The organism is Streptomyces sp. NPDC024017 (assembly GCF_040638895.1).
Classification (GTDB): Bacteria; Actinomycetota; Actinomycetes; order Streptomycetales; family Streptomycetaceae; genus Streptomyces.
In genome coordinates this window covers 447,585-465,285 of record NZ_JBEZYZ010000001.1, presented here as the reverse complement: position 1 = coordinate 465,285, position 17,701 = coordinate 447,585, and the positions used below count along the sequence as shown (strand labels likewise).

Genomic DNA, 17,701 nt, shown 5'->3' with positions numbered 1-17,701 from the left:
GGTGATCGGGTGACATCGCCTGCTTACCTCCGGTTCCCCCATGTGCACGGCGACCTGGTCGCCTTCACCGCCGAGGACGACGTGTGGCTCGCTCCACTCGACGGCGGCCGGGCCTGGCGGGTCAGCGCCGACAACATGCCGGTGACCCAGCCCCGCATCTCACCCGACGGCACCACCATCGCCTGGACCTCCACCCGCGACGGCGCCCCCGAGGTGTTCATCGCCCCGGTCGACGGCGGCCCCGCCAAGCGGCTGACGTACTGGGGGAGTCTCAAGACACAGGTGCGCGGCTGGACCCCGGACGGCGAGGTGCTGGCGATCAGCAGCCAGGGGCAGGCGAGCCTGCGCCGCACCTGGGCGCGCGCCGTCCCGCTGGACGGCGGCCCGGGCACCACCCTGCCGTACGGGCCCGTCGGTGACGTCGCCCACGGCCCGCACACGGTGCTGCTGTCCGCGCCGATGGGGCGTGAGGCGGCCTGGTGGAAGCGGTACCGCGGCGGCACGGCGGGCAAGTTGTGGATCGACCGCGAGGACGACGGGGAGTTCGTGCGGCTGCACGAGGACCTCGACGGCAACATCGAGTACCCGCTGTGGGTGGGGGACCGGATCGGCTTCCTCTCCGACCACGAGGGCACCGGAGCGCTCTACTCCTCCCTCGCCGACGGCTCCGACCTGCGCCGGCACACGCCACTCGACGGTTTCTACGCCCGGCACGCCGCGACCGACGGCACCCGGGTCGTCTACTCCAGCGCCGGTGAACTGTGGGTCCTGGACGACCTGGAGGGGGCCGAGCCGCGGCGCCTGGACGTGCGGCTGGGCGGACAGCGCGTCGATCTTCAGCCGTTCCCGCTGAACGCCTCCCGGTGGTTCGGGTCGGCGTCCCCCGACCACACGGCGCGCGGCAGCGCGGTCGCCGTACGCGGCTCCGTGCACTGGGTCACCCACCGCTCCGGCCCGGCCCGCGCACTGGCCGCGACACCCGGGGTGCGGGCCCGCCTGCCGCGCACCTTCCGCGCGGACGGCGAGCAGTGGGTGGTGTGGGTCACCGACGCCGAGGGTGAGGACGCCCTGGAGTTCGCGCCCGCCACCGGACTCGCCCCGGGGGCCACACCCCGCCGGCTCGCCGCCGGACAGCTCGGCCGGGTCCTGGACCTCGCCATGGCGCCCGACGGCAGCCGTGCCGCCGTGTCCTGCCACGACGGGCGCCTGCTGCTGGTGGAACGGGAGACGGGCGAGGTGCGGGAGGTCGACCGCAGCGAGGACGGTGATGTGTCGGGCCTCGTCTTCTCACCCGACTCGTCCTGGCTGGCCTGGTCCCACCCCGGCCCCCGGCCCCTGTGCCAGCTGAAGCTCGCCAACACCACCGACCTGTCGGTCACCGAGGCCACCCCGCTGCGCTTCCAGGACTACGCGCCCGCGTTCACGATGGACGGCAAGCACCTCGCGTTCCTGTCGACCCGCTCCTTCGACCCGGTCTACGACGAGCACGTCTTCGACCTGGCCTTCGTGGTCGGCGCCCGGCCGCATCTGATCACCCTCGCGGCCACCACGCCCTCCCCGTTCGGGCCGCAGCGGCACGGCCGGTCCTTCGAGACGCCCGACCGGGAGGAGACCCCCGACAGCGAGGGCACCCCCACCACCCGCATCGACCTGGAGGGCCTCGCCGACCGCATCGTGCCCTTCCCGGTCGAGGCCGCCCGCTACACCAATCTGCGCGCCGCCAAGGACGGCGTCCTGTGGCTGCGCCACCCGGTCGCCGGGGTGCTCGGCGCGTCCCGGGCCACTCCGGACGACCCCGAACCCAAGTCCGAGCTGGAGCGCTACGACCTCGCCCAGCAGCGCATCGAGCATCTCGCCGTCGACGCCGACCACTTCGCGGTCAGCGGCGACGGCAAGCGGGTGCTGCTGTGGACCGACGGGCGGCTGAAGGTCGTCCCCAGCGACCGGCGTGCCTCGAGCGACGACGACAGCGACACCAACATCACCGTCGACCTGGGCCGCGTACGCCAGTTCGTCGACCCGGCGGCCGAGTGGCGCCAGATGTTCGACGAGAACGGCCGCATCATGCGGGACCACTTCTGGCGGCCGGACATGAGCGGCGTCGACTGGGACGGCGTCCTCGACCGCTACCGCCCGGTCGTGGAGCGGCTCGCCACCCATGACGACCTGGTCGACCTGCTGTGGGAGGTCCAGGGCGAGCTCGGCACCTCGCACGCCTACGTCACCCCGCGCGGCGGCCACGGCGGCGGCCCCCGCCAGGGCCTGCTCGGCGCCGACATCTCCCGCCACGAGGACGGCAGTTGGCGGGTCGACCGCATCCTGCCCTCCGAGACCTCCGACCCGGACGCCCGCAGCCCGCTGGCCGCCCCCGGCGTCGCGGTACGCCCCGGCGACGCCATCGTCGCGATCGCCGGCCAGCCCGTCGACCCGGTCGCCGGCCCCGGCCCGCTGCTGATCGGCACGGCGAACAAGCCGGTGGAGCTGACCATCTCCCCGTCCGGCGGCGGCGATCCCCGGCACGCCGTCGTCGTCCCGGTCGCCGACGAGGAACCCCTGCGCTACCACGCCTGGGTCGCCGACCGCCGCGCCTACGTCCACGAGAAGTCCGGCGGCCGCCTCGGCTACCTCCACGTCCCGGACATGCAGGCCCCCGGCTGGGCGCAGATCCACCGCGACCTGCGCGTCGAGGTCGCCCGCGAAGGCCTGGTCGTCGACGTCCGCGAGAACCGGGGCGGCCACACCTCGCAGCTGGTCGTCGAGAAGCTGGCCCGCCGCATCGTCGGCTGGGCCGTCCCGCGCGGCATGCGCCCCTACAGCTACCCGGAGGACGCCCCGCGCGGCCCCGTCGTGGCCGTGGCCAACGAGTTCTCCGGCTCCGACGGCGACATCGTCAACGCGGCCGTCAAGGCCCTGGGCCTCGGCCCGGTCGTCGGCACCCGCACGTGGGGCGGCGTCATCGGCATCGACAGCCGCTACCGCCTGGTCGACGGCACCCTGGTCACCCAGCCCAAGTACGCCTTCTGGCTGGAGGGCTACGAGTGGGGAGTGGAGAACCACGGCGTGGATCCCGACGTGGAGGTCCTGCAACGTCCGCAGGACTACGCGGCGGGGAGGGACACCCAACTGGACGAAGCGATCCGACTGGCTCTGGAAGCGCTGGAGGCAGTACCGGCGAAAACGCCCCCGGGCCTGCCAACTTAAGGGGCGCGGGGAACTGCGCGACCAGCCCAAACGCACCCGCACCCGACGACGATACGATGCCCAAGTAGGACCACATTCGGCCAACCCCCGGAGGGACCATGGCAGGGGAGCCCCAGGAAGACTGCCTGTTCTGCAAGATCGTCGCAGGCACCGTCCCGGCGACCATCGTCCGCCAGACAGACACCACCATCGCGTTCCGCGACATCAACCCCCAGGCCCCCACCCACGTCCTGGTCATCCCCAAGGCGCACTACCAGAACGCCGCCGCCCTCGCCGCCGCCGACCCGGCGCTCACCGCGGACGTGCTCCGCGAGGCCCAGGCCGTCGCGGACGAGGAGAAGCTCGACAGCCACCGCCTCGTCTTCAACACCGGCGGCGGCGCCGGCCAGACGGTCTGGCACGTGCACGCCCACGTGCTCGGCGGCCGCGGCCTCGACTGGCCTCCGGGGTAATCCGCCTTGTCCGTACGTGAACTCGTGGTGCTCGGCACCGCCAGCCAGGTCCCGACCCGGCACCGCAACCACAACGGCTACCTGCTGCGCTGGGACGGCGAGGGCATCCTGTTCGACCCCGGCGAGGGCACGCAGCGCCAGATGCTGCGCGCCGGGGTCGCCGCGCACGACCTGAACCGGATCTGCGTCACGCACTTCCACGGCGACCACTCCCTCGGCCTCGCCGGTGTGATCCAGCGCATCAACCTCGACCGGGTCCCGCACGAGATCACCGCCCACTACCCCCGCTCCGGGCAGCGCTTCTTCGACCGGCTCCGGTACGCCACCGCCTACCGCGAGACCGTCGGCATCACCGAGGCCCCGGTCGACGCCGACGGGCCCCTCGCCCGCACCGGCGGCTACACGCTGGAGGCCCGGAAGCTGTCGCACCCGGTGGAGTCGTACGGGTACCGGATCGTCGAGCCCGACGGCCGCCGCATGCTGCCCGAGCGGCTCGCCGCGCACGGCATCAAGGGCCCGGACGTGGGCCGGATCCAGCGCGAGGGCTCGCTCGGCGGGGTCCCCCTCGACGCCGTCAGCGAGACGCGGCGCGGGCAGCGGTTCGCGTTCGTCATGGACACCCGGCTGTGCGACGGCGTGGACGCGCTTGCCGAGGGCTGCGACATGCTCGTCATCGAGTCGACGTTCCTCGACGAGGACGAGGAACTCGCCGTCGAGCACGGTCACCTGACGGCCGGTCAGGCAGCCGGGGTGGCCCGGGACGGCGGGGTGCGGCACCTCGTGCTGACCCACTTCAGCCAGCGCTACACCGACCCGGACGAGTTCGAGCGGCAGGCCCGGGCCGCCGGGTACGACGGTGAGCTGACCGTGGCCCACGATCTACTGAGAGTGCCGGTTCCGAAGCGTCGGTGAATCGGCCGTACGATGAATTGATGTCCCTCCCCAAAGCCGAACTGCACCTTCACATCGAAGGCACCCTGGAACCGGAACTCGCCTTCGAGCTCGCCGCGCGCAACGGCGTCACGCTGCCGTACGCCGACACGGACGAGCTGCGCGAGGCCTACCGGTTCGAGGACCTGCAGTCCTTCCTGAACCTGTACTACGAACTCATGGCCGTCCTGCGCACCGAGCGGGACTTCGAGGATCTGGCGAACGCCTATCTCGCCCGGGCCGCCGCGCAGGGCGTGCGGCACGCGGAGATCTTCTTCGACCCGCAGGCCCACACCGGCCGCGGGCTGGACATCGGCACGGTCGTCGAGGGGCTGTGGCGCGCGCTGGGGAACAGCGAGGCCAACCACGGCGTCTCGACCCGGCTGATCCTGTGCTTCCTGCGCGACGAGTCCGCCGAGTCGGCCCTGGCCACGCTGGACGCCGCCAAGCCGTACCTGGACCGGATCACCGGTGTCGGCCTCGACTCCGCCGAGGTCGGGCACCCGCCGGTGAAGTTCCGCGAGGTCTACGAGGCGGCCGCCGCGCTCGGCCTCAGGCGGGTCGCCCACGCCGGTGAGGAGGGCCCGCCGGAGTACATCACCGAGGCGCTGGACGTCCTCGGCGTCGAACGGGTCGACCACGGGCTGCGCTGCGTGGAGGACCCCGCGCTGGTGGAGCGGCTGGTGCGCGACCGGGTGCCGCTGACGCTGTGCCCGCTGTCCAACGTCCGGCTGCGCACGGTCGACACCCTCGCCGACCACCCCCTGCCCGCCATGCTGGACGCCGGCCTCATGTGCACGGTCAACTCCGACGACCCGGCCTACTTCGGCGGCTACGCCGGCGACAACTTCGACGCCGTGCGCGCCACCCTCGGCCTCACCGAGGAGCGGCTGCGCGAGCTCGCCCGCAACTCCTTCCTCGCCTCCTTCCTGGAGGACGACGAGGAGCTGCGGGCGCGGTATCTCGCCGAGGTGGAGGCCTACGCGTTCCAGCGGAACCCGTAGGGCCTCAGAAGACCTCCGACCCCGCCTTGTCGTAGGCACGCTGGGCGGGGACGGCGGCGGCCTCCACGGGGATCTCCACCACCGGCTGCTCCGGGGCGCCGATCTCGGGGATCGCGCCGGAGGGCGTGCCCGTGGCGGCGGCGACCAGGGCGGCCGGGTGACCGCCGCGGCGGCGGATCGCGCCGGGCAGCAGCGGGCGCCCGCCGGTGTGCAGGGCGACGGCGGTCATCGGCAGGGCGATCACCAGCAGTCCGGCGCCGAGGACCGCGCCCATGACCGGGAACCCGGCCTGCGCCGACAGCACACTGCCGGTCAGCGGCCCGGCGGCCGTGCCCAGCGAGGACGCCGAGCCGACCAGCACCGCCCAGCGGCCGCGCGGGTCGAGCGAGGCGGCGAGCCCGATGAGGTACGACAGCACCACCGGGTAGAGCGTGTTCCAGGCGATCTCGCCGGCCGCGAAGCTCTCCAGGTCGGTCGCGGAGGCGCTGAGCGCGATGCAGACGGCGATGAGGACCGTGCCGCCGCCGATGGGCACGGCACGTCCGAGGCGGGCCCCGAGGGCGCCCGCGGCGAGGACTCCGGTCAGGCCGGCGCCCAGTCCGAGGGCGAAGACGGCGCCGACGGTGGCCTCGCCGAGGTGCGCCTGCTCCAGGCCGATGCGTCCGCTCACGCCCCACAGGGAGTTCTGGGCGAGCGACCAGCACACCATGGCGGCGGCCAGCACCAGCCCCGAACGGGCGTGCGGCAGCCGGGCCTTGTGCTGCCGGGTGGGCGAGACGGGCGTGGCGGCGGGGAGGCGGCCGGTGAGCGGCCAGACCGCCAGGGCCGTGAGGGCGATCGCGGCCAGGGGCAGGCCGTGCCCCGGGCCGAGGTGCGGAACCGTCAGATACACGGCGCCCGCGAGGGCGGAGACGCTGAGCAGCCCGGCCGTCGAGGCGCGGTGCGGATCCCGTTGCCCGGCGATGAGGGTCGCGGCGACGGTGGTGGCCGTGCCGGAGCCGAACCCGCCGACGATCGCGCCGGCGACGACAGCGGGAACCGCGGTGGTCAGGGCGGCGCCGCCGTAGCCGATCAGGGCCAGGGCGAGGCCGAGCCGGGCGAGGGTGCGGGCTCCGACCCGCTCGACCCGGGAGGCGAGGACGAATCCGGCGGTGGCCGAACTCAGCAGCAGGGCACTGCCGGCGGCACCGGCCTGCGTGGCGGAGAGCGGAAGGTCCGAGTCGAGTCTGCCGACGGTGGTGGGCAGCAGATACGGAGCGAGGTACCCGGCCGTGAAAAGGGCGACGAGGGGCCAGGGGGTGGTGCGGGGGGCGAACACGGGCGTTCCCAGGGCATGCGAAAGGAGCGGGGGAAAGGGGGATTGGGCGACGACCGTCGACGGACAGGAACGCGCGAGCAATTTGTATCAAGCACGTTGTCGCACACGGGAGCCCGGGGCCTGTGATCTGGCGCACGTTGCGTTTGGGGTGGTGAAGCCCGGGTAAACGAGCGCCTTTCAGCAGGTGCCTACGGCGTTCTCGCTAACGCCAGTGCACCGATCCGGACCCCGTCGGAACGGTCGCCTCGGCCTTCGCCCGGATCTCCCGCATCACGGCGACGATCCGCTCCTCGTGCGCGGGCGTGAGCCGGGAGACCGGCACCGAGCAGCTGATCGCGTCCAGGGCCGGGGTGTCGTAGCGCAGCGCGAACCCGAAGCCGACGATGCCGGGCACGCCCTCCTCGCGGTCCACGGACCAGCCGCGGGACCGGGCCCGGGCGAGGTCGGCCGCCAGGGACTCCCTGCTCGTGTGCGTGTTCGGGGTCAGCGCCTCGTACGGCCCCTCGGGCAGCTCGCCGTCGGGGCGTTCCGCCAGCAGGGCCTTGCCCAGGGCCCCGGCGTGTGCGGGCAGGCGCCGCCCCACCCGGCTGATCGTGCGCAGGTACTCGTGCGACTCCCGCGTCGCCAGATACGCCACGTCTCGGCCGTCCAGCCGGCCCATGTGGATGGTCTCGCCGAGCGCCTCGGACGCCTCGTCGAGATACGGCCGTACGGACCTGACCCGCGGGTCGGAGTCGAGGTAGTTCGTGCCGGTGAGCAGGGCGTGGATGCCGATGCCGTACAGGGAGCCGGTGACGTCGGTGCGGACCCAGCCGCGCGAGATCAGGGTCTGCAGCAGCGCGTACATCGAGCTGCGCGGCACGCCGAGTTCGTCGGCCAGCTCCTGGAGCCGGGCCGGACGGTCGCCGCGTGCGGCGAGGAGTTCCAGCAGCTCGACCGTGCGCGCCGCGGACTTCACCTCGCGGACGCCCCCTGTGTCTGACATGCACCGATGGTAATCGGGCCGACCGGGCTGTTGACGTTCGCATACCCAACCCTCATTCTCATACATAGATGGCGTCTACATAAGGAGATGACGGGGAGATGACCGTGAGCGCTGGAGCGGTGGCGGTCGCGCAGCGGCTGCGGGACGGCATGGCAGGCGGCGTGCTGTCGTTCCCGCTGACCAGCTTCCGCGACGACGGCACCCTCGACCCGGACGGCTTCCGCGCCTACGTCGCGGAACGGCTCGCCGCCGCGCCCGGCGCCGTCTTCCCGGCCTGCGGCACCGGCGAGTTCTTCTCGCTCGACGAGGACGAGTACCGGCAGGTCGTCACCATCACCGTCGAGGAGGCGGCGGGCCGCGTCCCCGTCGTCGCGGGCACCGGCTACGGCTGGGCGCAGGCCGTCCGGTTCGCGCGCATCGCCGAGGACGCCGGAGCCGACGCGCTCCTGGTGCTGCCGCACTACCTCGTCGCCGCCCCGCAGGACGGCCTGGTCGCCCAGCTGGAGCAGATCGCCGCCCGCACACCGCTGCCCCTGATCGCCTACCAGCGCGGCCAGGTCGCCTTCACCGCCGGCTCGCTGCGCCGCATCGCCGCCCTGCCGAACGTCATCGGCCTCAAGGACGGCCACAGCGACCTCGACCGGCTGCAACGCCTCACGCTGGCCGCGCCCGAGGACTTCCTGTTCTTCAACGGAGCCTCCACCGCCGAGATCCAGGCCCGCGCCTACGCCACCGTCGGCGTCCCCGCCTACTCCTCCGCCGTCCACGCCTTCGCCCCCGAGATCGCCGGCGCCTTCTTCACCGCCCTGCGCGACGGCGACCACGGCACCGTCTCCAAGCTGCTGCGCGACTTCTACGTCCCGCTCGTCGAACTGCGCGACCGCGTCCCCGGGTACGCCGTGTCGCTGGTGAAGGCGGCGGCCCGGCTCCGCGGCCACCGCGTGGGCCCGGTACGCGCCCCGCTCACCGACCCCTCGCCCGCCGACCTGGCCGCCCTCACCGCCGTCCTCACCGCCGGACTCGACCTCGTAGGAGCCGCCCTGTGAACCTCACGATCGCGAGCGTTCGCCTGACGCCCATCCTGGTCGCGGACCCGCCGCTGCTGAACACCCAGGGCGTGCACCAGCCGTACACGCCCCGGCTGATCGTCGAGGTCGTCACGGCGGACGGAATCACCGGCGTGGGGGAGACCTACGGCGACGCCAAGTACCTGGACCTGGCCCGGCCCTTCGCCGAGCGGCTGAAGGGACGCCAGGTCAGCGATCTGAACGGCCTGTTCACCGTGGCGGACCAGGTCGCGGTGGACGCCTCCCGCGTCGAGAACGCCGTCGACGTCGGCGGGCTGCGCGGCGTCCAGACCGCCGACAAGCTGCGGCTGTCCGTCGTCTCCGGCTTCGAGGTCGCCTGCCTCGACGCCCTCGGCAAGGCGCTCGGACTGCCCGTGCACACCCTGCTCGGCGGCAAGGTCCGCGACGCCGTCGAGTACAGCGCGTACCTGTTCTACAAGTGGGGCGGCCACCCCGAGGGCGTGCCGGCCGAGAAGGACGACTGGGGCGCCGCCGTCGACCCGGCGGGAGTGGTGGAGCAGGCCAGCCGCTTCACGGAGCGCTACGGCTTCACCTCCTTCAAGCTCAAGGGCGGCGTCTTCCCGCCCGACGAGGAGATCGCGGCCGTCCGGGCGCTCGCCGAGGCCTTCCCGGGACATCCGCTGCGGCTCGACCCGAACGGCGCCTGGTCCGTGGAGACGTCCGTGAAGGTGGCCCAGGAGCTCGGGGACGTCCTGGAGTACCTGGAGGACCCGGCGCTCGGCACGCCCGCCATGGCCGAGGTCGCCGAGCGGACCGGGGTGCCGCTCGCCACCAACATGTGCGTGACGACCTTCGCCGAGATCCAGGAGGCCTTCACCCGGGGCGCCGTCCAGGTCGTGCTCTCCGACCACCACTACTGGGGCGGCCTGCGCAACACCCAGCAACTCGCCGCCATATGCCGCACCTTCGGCGTCGGCGTGTCGATGCACTCCAACACCCACCTGGGCATCTCGCTCGCCGCGATGACCCACGTGGCGGCCACCGTCCCGAACCTCCACCACGCCTGCGACTCCCACTACCCCTGGCAGTCGGAGGACGTCCTCACCGAGCGGCTCACCTTCGAGGGCGGCAAGGTCGCCGTGTCCGACGCGCCCGGCCTCGGCGTGGAGCTCGACCGCGCGCGGCTGGCCGCACTGCACCAGCGGTGGCTGGACGACGACGGCGCTCTGCGGGACCGCGACGACGCGGCCGCGATGCGGATCGCCGACCCGGAGTGGGTGACACCCGCGATGCCCCGCTGGTAGCGCCCGCCGCTGCCGGGACGGGGGCGCGCGAGGGCCCGGCGCGAGCTGACGGGACGGGTGGGTCGGGGGTGATCGGCATCACCTTGCCGGCGATGTGGTGCAGACTGGCCTGATCCGCACCACGTCAGGGAGCGCCTCGTGATCGCGTCCACCGCCCCGGCAGGAAAGGGCCCGGCCGGAAAGGGATCGCACCGCCAGAGCCAGGTCGATCCCCTCGCCCCGCTGCGCACACCGGACGACCCGCCCTGGGACGTCTACCTCACCGGCACCGTCTTCCTGGACATCATCTTCACCGGCCTCGACTCCGCCCCGGTGCGCGGGACGGAGTCCTGGGCGCGCGGGATGGGATCGAGCCCCGGCGGCGTCGCCAACATGGCGACCGCCCTGGCCCGCCTCGGACTGCGCACCTCCCTCGCGGCGGCCTTCGGCGACGACCACTACGGCGACTACTGCTGGGACGCCCTGGAGCACGGCGAGGGCATCGACCTCTCCCCGTCGCGCACGGTGCCCGGCTGGCACTCCCCGGTGACCGTCTCCATGGCCTACGAGGGGGAGCGCACGATGGTCTCGCACGGCCACGAGCCGCCCCCCGAGGAGCCCGCGCCCACATGCCCCTCACGCGCGCGTGCCGCCGTCGCCTCCCTCGCACCCGGCGTGAGCGCGCCCTGGATCGCCCAGGCCGCGAGCAACGGCACCAGGGTCTTCGGGGACGTCGGCTGGGACGACACCGGGGCGTGGGACCTGGCGGCGCTGCCCGACCTGCGGCACTGCGAGGCGTTCCTGCCGAACGCGCAGGAGGCGATGCTGTACACGCGGGCGGACTGCCCCCGGGCCGCCGCGCACGCCCTGACCGAGTACGTGCCGCTCGCGGTGGTCACCCTGGGGGCGGACGGTGCGTACGCGGTGGACCGGCGTACGGGGGAGACGGCGGAGGTGCCGGCCATCGCGGTCGAGGCGCTCGATCCGACCGGGGCCGGCGATGTGTTCGTCGCCGGGTTCGTGACCGGCACGCTGGCGGACTGGCCGCTGGCCGACCGGCTGGCCTTCGCCGGCCTGACGGCGGCGCTGTCGGTGCAGGAGTTCGGCGGTTCGCTGTCGGCGCCGGGGTGGTCGGAGATCGCGGCGTGGTGGCGGAAGGTCCAGTCGGTCGAGGGTCAGTCGCCGGTGGCGCTGGAGCGGTACGGGTTCCTGGCCGGGCTCGTGTCGGAGGAACTGGTCAGGCCCTGGCCGCTGCGGCGGGCCGTCCCCACCATCGGCTTCCGCCGCTCGGCGTGAGGCCCTCGCGCAAACCCCGCCCCCAAAACCCCTACGGCGTTGTCACTTCCCCGTCGTACCCTGGGAGTCGCGAGGCCGCCCTCAGCTGTGCGGCCGTGACGAGGAGGAACCGCAGGCCTTAAGCGCCGGCCCATGACTCAGACACCCACAGCTCACACCCCCGCGCAGGAGCAGGCGAGAGCGCAGTTCACCGTCCCCGCCCAGCACCCCATGGTGACCGTGCTGGGGTCCGGCGACTCCCTCCTGCGCGTGATCGAGAAGGCCTTCCCGGCGGCCGACATCCACGTCCGGGGCAACGAGATCAGCGCGGTCGGCGACCCGAAGGACGTCGCCCTCATTTCGCGCGTGTTCGACGAGATGATGCTGGTGCTCCGCACCGGGCAGCCGATGACGGAGGACGCAGTGGAACGCTCGATCGCCATGCTGAAGGCCAGCGACAACGGCGAGAGCGACGGCCAGGAGACCCCGGCCGAGGTGCTCACGCAGAACATCCTGTCCTCCCGCGGCCGGACGATCCGCCCCAAGACGCTCAACCAGAAGCGCTACGTCGACGCGATCGACAAGCACACGATCGTCTTCGGCATCGGCCCCGCGGGCACCGGCAAGACGTACCTGGCGATGGCCAAGGCGGTGCAGGCCCTGCAGTCCAAGCAGGTCAACCGCATCATCCTGACCCGCCCGGCGGTCGAGGCCGGCGAGCGGCTCGGCTTCCTCCCGGGCACGCTCTACGAGAAGATCGACCCGTACCTGCGCCCGCTCTACGACGCGCTGCACGACATGCTCGACCCGGACTCGATCCCCCGGCTGATGGCGGCGGGCACCATCGAGGTCGCGCCGCTCGCCTACATGCGCGGCCGCACGCTCAACGACGCCTTCATCATCCTGGACGAGGCCCAGAACACGAGCCCCGAGCAGATGAAGATGTTCCTCACCCGCCTCGGCTTCGAGTCGAAGATCGTGATCACGGGTGACGTGACCCAGGTCGACCTGCCGGACGGGACGAAGAGCGGTCTGCGGCAGGTGCAGGAGATCCTGGAGGGCCTGGACGACGTCCACTTCTCCCGGCTGTCGTCCCAGGACGTCGTCCGGCACAAGCTGGTGGGCCGTATCGTCGACGCGTACGAGAAGTACGACACCACGCACGGCACCCAGAACGGCGCGCACAAGAGCCGCGGCAAGTCCGGGCACAAGGGGAAGTAGACACACACAGCACCATGTCGATCGACGTCAACAACGAGTCAGGCACCGAGGTCGACGAGCAGGCGATCCTCGACATCGCCCGCTACGCGCTCGCTCGGATGCGCATCCACCCGCTCTCCGAGCTCTCGGTGATCGTCGTGGACGCCGACGCCATGGAGCAGCTCCACATCCAGTGGATGGATCTCCCGGGTCCCACGGATGTCATGTCCTTCCCGATGGACGAGCTGCGCCCGCCCTCCAAGGACGACGACGAGCCGCCGCAGGGGCTGCTCGGCGACATCGTGCTGTGCCCCGAGGTCGCCACCAAGCAGGGGGCCGAGGCCGACACGCAGCACTCCATGGACGAGGAGCTCCAGTTGCTCACCGTCCACGGCGTGCTGCACCTGCTGGGCTACGACCACGAGGAACCGGACGAGAAGGCCGAGATGTTCGGCCTCCAGGCGGCCATCGTGGACGGCTGGCGCTCGGAGCGGGGCCTGACCGGCCCCTCCCCGGCGCCGACGGTCTCGTAGCGCCGGCCGATGAGTCCGCAACTCGTCCTGGGCGCCATCGCCCTGGTCGTCGTGGCCTGGCTCGCCGCCTGCGCGGAGGCGGGCCTCGCGCGCGTCTCCAGCTTCCGCGCCGAGGAGGCCGTGCGCTCCGGCCGCCGCGGCAGCGCCAAGCTCTCTCAGGTCGCCGCCGACCCGACCCGCTACCTCAACGTGGCGCTGCTGGTCCGCGTCGCCTGCGAGATGGCCGCCGCCGCGCTGATCACCTACGGCTGCCTGAAGGAGTTCGACGGCACCACCGAGGCCCTCCTGGTCGCCATCGCGGTCATGGTCCTCGTGTCGTACGTCGCCGTCGGCGTCTCCCCGCGCACCATCGGCCGCCAGCACCCGCTGAACACCGCGACGCTCTCGGCGTACGTCCTGGTGCCGCTGGCCCGCATCATGGGCCCGATCCCGTCGCTGCTGATCCTCATCGGCAACGCGCTCACCCCCGGCAAGGGCTTCCGCCGTGGCCCCTTCGCCTCCGAGGCGGAGCTGCGCGCACTGGTCGACCTCGCCGAGAAGGAGTCCCTCATCGAGGACGAGGAGCGCCGCATGGTGCACTCCGTCTTCGAGCTGGGCGACACCCTCGTCCGCGAGGTCATGGTGCCGCGCACGGACCTGGTGGTGATCGAGCGCTTCAAGACCATCCGCCAGGCCCTCACCCTCGCCCTGCGCTCCGGCTTCTCGCGCATCCCGGTGACCGGTGAGAGCGAGGACGACATCGTCGGCATCGTGTATCTGAAGGACCTGGTCCGCAAGACGCACATCAGCCGCGACGCCGAGTCCGACCAGGTCTCCACGGCCATGCGCCCGGCGTTCTTCGTGCCCGACACCAAGAACGCCGGCGACCTGCTGCGCGAGATGCAGAAGGAACGCAACCACGTCGCCGTCGTCATCGACGAGTACGGCGGCACGGCCGGCATCGTCACCATCGAGGACATCCTCGAGGAGATCGTCGGCGAGATCACCGACGAGTACGACCGTGAACTGCCGCCGATCGAGGAGCTCGGCGGGGACCGCTTCCGCGTCACCGCCCGCCTCGACATCAGCGACCTGGGCGAGCTGTACGGCCTGGAGGAGTTCGACGACGAGGACGTCGAGACGGTCGGCGGCCTGCTGGCGAAGGCACTGGGACGCGTCCCCATCGCGGGTGCCTCGTCCGTCGTCGGCCTGCCCGACGGCCGGGAACTGCGCCTGACGGCGGAAGCCGCGGCCGGTCGCCGGAACAAGATCGTGACGGTGCTGGCGGAGCCGGTGGGCCCGGCGGACCCGCCCGAGGAGGAGAAGCCGGAATGACCCCGCAGGAACTGCGCGCGTTCTGCCTGTCCTTCAACGCCGCGGTGGAGGACTTCCCGTTCAGCCCGGAGATCTCGGTCTTCAAGGTGCAGGGCAAGCTGTTCGCCCTGTCGCACCTCGACGCGCGCCCCCTGAAGGTCAACCTCAAGTGCGACCCGGACGAGGCGGTCCGCCTCCGCGGTGAGCACGACGGCCTCGTCGTCCCCGGCTGGCACATGAACAAGCGCCACTGGAACACGGTCACGGCCGACGGCGAACTCCCGGACCAGTTGGTCCGGGAGCTCATCGAGGACTCCTACGACCTGGTCGTCGCGGGCCTGCCGCGAGCGGACCGCCTCCGCCTCGACCGTCCCTGACGCTTACGTATGCTCGGGGCATGACCGACAGCAGCGCGCTCGACCCCGAGGACCGCAAGATCGTCACCCTGGCCCGTTCCGCGCGGGCCCGCAACGGCGTGCCCGAGGGCGCGGCCGTACGGGACGAGACCGGACGCACCTATGTGGCGGGCACCGTGGCCCTCGACTCCCTGAAGCTCAGTGCCCTGCGGACGGCCGTGGCGATGGCGGCGGCCTCGGGCGCACGATCGCTGGAGGCTGCGGCGGTCGTGACCGAGGCGGAGTCGGCCTCCGAAGAGGACCGGGCGGCCGTCCGGGACCTCGGCAGTGCCGAGACGCCGGTCCTGGTGGCCGGCCCCGACGGAACGGTCCGGACCACGGTCACCGCTGGCTGAACTTCGCTGTAACCGCCGGTAATTAGGCCAGTTTTCAACCTTGCCGCCCCCTGCCCCACGCGCATCAATGGAACCGTAAGTTCCGACGGACCGTCAGGTTCGGCTCTCGCGCAGCGTGCCCGCACTCACCTGCCGAGCGGTCCCCCCACACGAAAGGGAGCCGGAATCCCATGAGATGCAAGCGAATCGGAGCAGGTGCGGCACTGGCGGCAGGGGCCCTCGCGGTCACCGGGCTCGCCTTCGCCCCCGCAGCCCTCGCCGTCACCCCCCAGACAGCGACGATCAGCGCGGACTGCGGCACCTTCGGCAGCGGCGAGGCCACACTCACGGCCACGCAGGACGGCACCGCCGCCACCCTCACCGTCAAGTCCTCCGCGATCACGGCGCCCATCGCGCTGGGAGAGGACTCGATCTCGTCCACCCTCACCCTGGTGAAGAGCGGCGGCGGCACCGTCGACTTCGCCGGCACGGAGAACCCGGCGATGGCCGCCGGCGCCCCCGTCGAGGTCGGCCCCCTCAGCGGCACCGTGGCCTCCGGCGACAGCCTGGAGGCCTTCGGCGGCTCGCTGAAGATGACCGTCTTCGGCATCACCATCACCTGCACGGCGACCGGGCCGCAGTCGCCGGGCCCGTTCGTGTTCGACTGAGAAGGAGCGACGCGGCCCCGGTGTCAGAGCGCGTCGGGGCCGCGCTCGCCCGTCCGCACCCGCACGACCGTGTCGACGGGCAGCGCCCACACCTTGCCGTCGCCGATCTTGCCGGTGTGCGCGGCCTTCACGACCGCGTCGATGACGTCCTCGGCGACCGCGTCCTCGACGACGACCTCGATCCGGACCTTCGGTACCAGGTCGACCTGGTACTCGGCGCCGCGGTACACCTCGGTGTGGCCGCGCTGTCGGCCGTAGCCGCTGGCCTCGCTGACGGTCAGGCCGTGCACGCCGAGTTCCTGCAGGGCGTTCTTGACCTCGTCGAGGCGGTACGGCTTGACGATCGCGGTGATGAGCTTCATGCCTGGGGGGTGACCTTCTGGGCGTGGGGGACGACGGAGGAGGAGACCGGGGCGCCATGGCCCAGGACCCCGTGATCGTAGGCCGTCTCGGCGTGCACCGTAAGGTCCAGGCCGGTCTGCTCCTGCTCCTCGTCGGCGCGGAAGCCCATCGTGGTGTCGATCAGCCTGCCGATGCCGTACGTCACGCCGAACGCGTACACCGCCACCACGACCACGGCCACCAGTTGCTTGCCGAGCTGACCGAGGCCGCCGCCGTAGAGGAGGCCCTCGGCGCCGCCCGTCATCGACTCGACGGCGAAGACGCCGATCAGGAGCGTGCCGATGACACCGCCGACCAGGTGGACGCCGACGACGTCCAGGGAGTCGTCGTAGTTCAGCTTGAACTTCCAGCTCACCGCGTACGAGCAGACGACACCGGCGGCGAGGCCGACGACCAGCGCGCCGAGCAGGGAGACGGACCCGCAGGACGGGGTGATCGCGACCAGGCCCGCGACCGCGCCGGACGCGGCGCCCAGGGTCGTGGGGTGGCCGTCGCGCTTCTGCTCGACGAAGAGCCAGCCGAGCAGGCCGGTGCAGCCCGCGGCGAGGGTGTTGAGGAACGCGGCGGCCGCGAGACCGTTGGCGCCGAGCGCGGAGCCGGCGTTGAAGCCGAACCAGCCGAACCAGAGCAGACCGGCGCCCAGCATCACCATGGGCAGGTTGTGCGGGCGCATGGCGTCCTTCTTGAAGCCCAGGCGCGGGCCCAGGACCAGGCACAACGCCAGCCCCGAGGCGCCGGAGACGATCTCCACGGGCAGCCCGCCGGCGAAGTCCAGGGCGCCCAGCCTCTCCAGGATCCAGCCGCCCGGGCCCCACACCCAGTGCGCGACCGGAACGTATACGAGCAGCGCCCACACCGGCACGAAGACCAGCCACGCGCCGAACTTCGCCCGGTCGGCGACGGCACCGCTGATCAGGGCGGCCGTGATGATCGCGAAAGTGAGCTGGAAGGTGGCGAAGAGGACGGTGGGCACCGTGCCCTGGACGCTGTCCGGGCCGAGGCCGCTCATGCCGACGTGGTCGAGCCCGCCGATGAGACCCCCGGCGGCGTCCTCGCCGAAGACGAGCGAGTAGCCGGCCGCCAGCCACACCACCGTGACCAGGGCGATCGACACGAAGCTCATCATCAGCATGTTGAGCACGCTCTTCGTTCTGACCATGCCGCCGTAGAAGAGGGCCAGGCCCGGGGTCATCAGCAGGACGAGGGCGGTGGCGGCGAGCAGCCAGGCGGTGTCGCCGGTGTCGGCGGTTGCGGCGGCCAGAGGCACGGTGTCTCCAACGGGTGGGGGCTCCGGGGGCTCGTCAGAGGTTCACCGGCCTGCGTTTCCGGTTGCGTACGGGTATGTTTCCGTGACGTTTCGTTGCGTGAGGGTTTCAAGAAGCTCACCAGAGACGTCCGG

The 17,701-nt window shown here is 72.2% G+C and carries 17 protein-coding genes; 13 read left to right on the top strand and 4 right to left on the bottom strand.

Going from position 1 to position 17,701, the window contains the following annotated elements; all coding sequences use genetic code 11:
* Window positions 1-9 precede the first annotated feature (9 nt).
* The 4 genes from AB0G20_RS02170 (at window position 10) to AB0G20_RS02155 (ending at window position 5,587) form a co-directional block, all read left to right on the top strand.
* Entirely contained in the window at window positions 10-3,201 is a 3,192-nt protein-coding gene (locus AB0G20_RS02170; protein ID WP_361294434.1) for a S41 family peptidase, read from the top strand.
* 98 nt (window positions 3,202-3,299) lie between these two features.
* Entirely contained in the window at window positions 3,300-3,653 is a 354-nt protein-coding gene (locus tag AB0G20_RS02165; RefSeq protein ID WP_361294431.1) for a histidine triad nucleotide-binding protein, read from the top strand.
* A 6-nt stretch (window positions 3,654-3,659) separates the two neighbouring features.
* Window positions 3,660-4,565, top strand: a complete 906-nt coding sequence (locus tag AB0G20_RS02160) for a ribonuclease Z (RefSeq protein ID WP_361294428.1) — start codon at window positions 3,660-3,662, stop codon at window positions 4,563-4,565.
* A 20-nt stretch (window positions 4,566-4,585) separates the two neighbouring features.
* The gene (locus tag AB0G20_RS02155; protein ID WP_361294425.1) at window positions 4,586-5,587 is read left to right on the top strand and encodes an adenosine deaminase; all 1,002 of its coding nucleotides are present in this window, start codon (window positions 4,586-4,588) and stop codon (window positions 5,585-5,587) included.
* Between the two features lie 4 nt (window positions 5,588-5,591).
* Here AB0G20_RS02155 and AB0G20_RS02150 read toward each other — a convergent pair whose 3' ends face one another.
* A complete protein-coding gene (locus AB0G20_RS02150) occupies window positions 5,592-6,905 on the bottom strand; it encodes an MFS transporter (RefSeq protein ID WP_361294422.1) in 1,314 nt (437 codons plus the stop codon).
* A gap of 202 nt (window positions 6,906-7,107) precedes the next feature.
* Window positions 7,108-7,890, bottom strand: coding sequence for an IclR family transcriptional regulator (locus AB0G20_RS02145; RefSeq protein ID WP_361294419.1), 783 nt, complete (start codon window positions 7,888-7,890; stop codon window positions 7,108-7,110).
* A 98-nt stretch (window positions 7,891-7,988) separates the two neighbouring features.
* Between AB0G20_RS02145 and AB0G20_RS02140 the strand changes: the two genes are divergently transcribed.
* The 9 genes from AB0G20_RS02140 (at window position 7,989) to AB0G20_RS02100 (ending at window position 15,900) form a co-directional block, all read left to right on the top strand.
* On the top strand, window positions 7,989-8,936 hold the full coding sequence (locus AB0G20_RS02140; RefSeq protein ID WP_361294416.1) for a 5-dehydro-4-deoxyglucarate dehydratase: 948 nt from the start codon (window positions 7,989-7,991) through the stop codon (window positions 8,934-8,936).
* Complete coding sequence (locus AB0G20_RS02135; RefSeq protein ID WP_361294413.1) at window positions 8,933-10,222, top strand: glucarate dehydratase family protein; 1,290 nt, start codon at window positions 8,933-8,935, stop codon at window positions 10,220-10,222. Before AB0G20_RS02140 ends, AB0G20_RS02135 begins: the two co-directional genes overlap by 4 nt.
* Before the next feature lie 138 nt (window positions 10,223-10,360).
* Window positions 10,361-11,497: a PfkB family carbohydrate kinase gene (locus tag AB0G20_RS02130; protein ID WP_361294410.1), complete on the top strand. Its 1,137-nt coding sequence runs from the start codon at window positions 10,361-10,363 to the stop codon at window positions 11,495-11,497.
* A gap of 132 nt (window positions 11,498-11,629) precedes the next feature.
* Window positions 11,630-12,697, top strand: coding sequence for a PhoH family protein (locus AB0G20_RS02125; protein ID WP_361294407.1), 1,068 nt, complete (start codon window positions 11,630-11,632; stop codon window positions 12,695-12,697).
* A 14-nt stretch (window positions 12,698-12,711) separates the two neighbouring features.
* Complete coding sequence (ybeY, locus tag AB0G20_RS02120; RefSeq protein ID WP_248500566.1) at window positions 12,712-13,209, top strand: rRNA maturation RNase YbeY; 498 nt, start codon at window positions 12,712-12,714, stop codon at window positions 13,207-13,209.
* A gap of 9 nt (window positions 13,210-13,218) precedes the next feature.
* Window positions 13,219-14,523 carry a hemolysin family protein gene (locus AB0G20_RS02115; protein WP_361294403.1) on the top strand — a complete coding sequence of 435 codons (1,305 nt, stop codon included), beginning with the start codon at window positions 13,219-13,221 and terminating at the stop codon, window positions 14,521-14,523.
* A complete protein-coding gene (locus AB0G20_RS02110) occupies window positions 14,520-14,879 on the top strand; it encodes an MmcQ/YjbR family DNA-binding protein (RefSeq protein WP_361294400.1) in 360 nt (119 codons plus the stop codon). Before AB0G20_RS02115 ends, AB0G20_RS02110 begins: the two co-directional genes overlap by 4 nt.
* 20 nt (window positions 14,880-14,899) lie before the next feature.
* Window positions 14,900-15,253: a cytidine deaminase gene (locus AB0G20_RS02105; protein ID WP_361294397.1), complete on the top strand. Its 354-nt coding sequence runs from the start codon at window positions 14,900-14,902 to the stop codon at window positions 15,251-15,253.
* Window positions 15,254-15,423: 170 nt separating this feature from the next.
* Window positions 15,424-15,900 carry a hypothetical protein gene (locus AB0G20_RS02100; protein ID WP_361294394.1) on the top strand — a complete coding sequence of 159 codons (477 nt, stop codon included), beginning with the start codon at window positions 15,424-15,426 and terminating at the stop codon, window positions 15,898-15,900.
* Between the two features lie 23 nt (window positions 15,901-15,923).
* Here the strand turns inward: AB0G20_RS02100 and AB0G20_RS02095 are convergent, their stop codons facing one another.
* A complete protein-coding gene (locus AB0G20_RS02095; RefSeq protein ID WP_030836455.1) occupies window positions 15,924-16,262 on the bottom strand; it encodes a P-II family nitrogen regulator in 339 nt (112 codons plus the stop codon).
* Window positions 16,259-17,569: an ammonium transporter gene (locus AB0G20_RS02090; RefSeq protein WP_361294391.1), complete on the bottom strand. Its 1,311-nt coding sequence runs from the start codon at window positions 17,567-17,569 to the stop codon at window positions 16,259-16,261. Before AB0G20_RS02090 ends, AB0G20_RS02095 begins: the two co-directional genes overlap by 4 nt.
* Window positions 17,570-17,701: the final 132 nt, after the last annotated feature.

What these genes read in the sequence shown, in the direction of transcription:
- AB0G20_RS02140 (WP_361294416.1), top strand. Translation starts at nt 7,989, where the DNA reads ATGACCGTGAGCGCTGGAGCGGTGGCGGTCGCGCAGCGGCTGCGGGAC.
- AB0G20_RS02125 (WP_361294407.1), top strand. Translation starts at nt 11,630, where the DNA reads ATGACTCAGACACCCACAGCTCACACCCCCGCGCAGGAGCAGGCGAGA.
- AB0G20_RS02110 (WP_361294400.1), top strand. Translation starts at nt 14,520, where the DNA reads ATGACCCCGCAGGAACTGCGCGCGTTCTGCCTGTCCTTCAACGCCGCG.
- AB0G20_RS02115 (WP_361294403.1), top strand. Translation starts at nt 13,219, where the DNA reads ATGAGTCCGCAACTCGTCCTGGGCGCCATCGCCCTGGTCGTCGTGGCC.
- AB0G20_RS02145 (WP_361294419.1), bottom strand. Translation starts at nt 7,890, where the DNA reads ATGTCAGACACAGGGGGCGTCCGCGAGGTGAAGTCCGCGGCGCGCACG.
- AB0G20_RS02165 (WP_361294431.1), top strand. Translation starts at nt 3,300, where the DNA reads ATGGCAGGGGAGCCCCAGGAAGACTGCCTGTTCTGCAAGATCGTCGCA.
- AB0G20_RS02100 (WP_361294394.1), top strand. Translation starts at nt 15,424, where the DNA reads ATGAGATGCAAGCGAATCGGAGCAGGTGCGGCACTGGCGGCAGGGGCC.
- AB0G20_RS02155 (WP_361294425.1), top strand. Translation starts at nt 4,586, where the DNA reads ATGTCCCTCCCCAAAGCCGAACTGCACCTTCACATCGAAGGCACCCTG.
- AB0G20_RS02105 (WP_361294397.1), top strand. Translation starts at nt 14,900, where the DNA reads ATGACCGACAGCAGCGCGCTCGACCCCGAGGACCGCAAGATCGTCACC.
- ybeY (WP_248500566.1), top strand. Translation starts at nt 12,712, where the DNA reads ATGTCGATCGACGTCAACAACGAGTCAGGCACCGAGGTCGACGAGCAG.
- AB0G20_RS02095 (WP_030836455.1), bottom strand. Translation starts at nt 16,262, where the DNA reads ATGAAGCTCATCACCGCGATCGTCAAGCCGTACCGCCTCGACGAGGTC.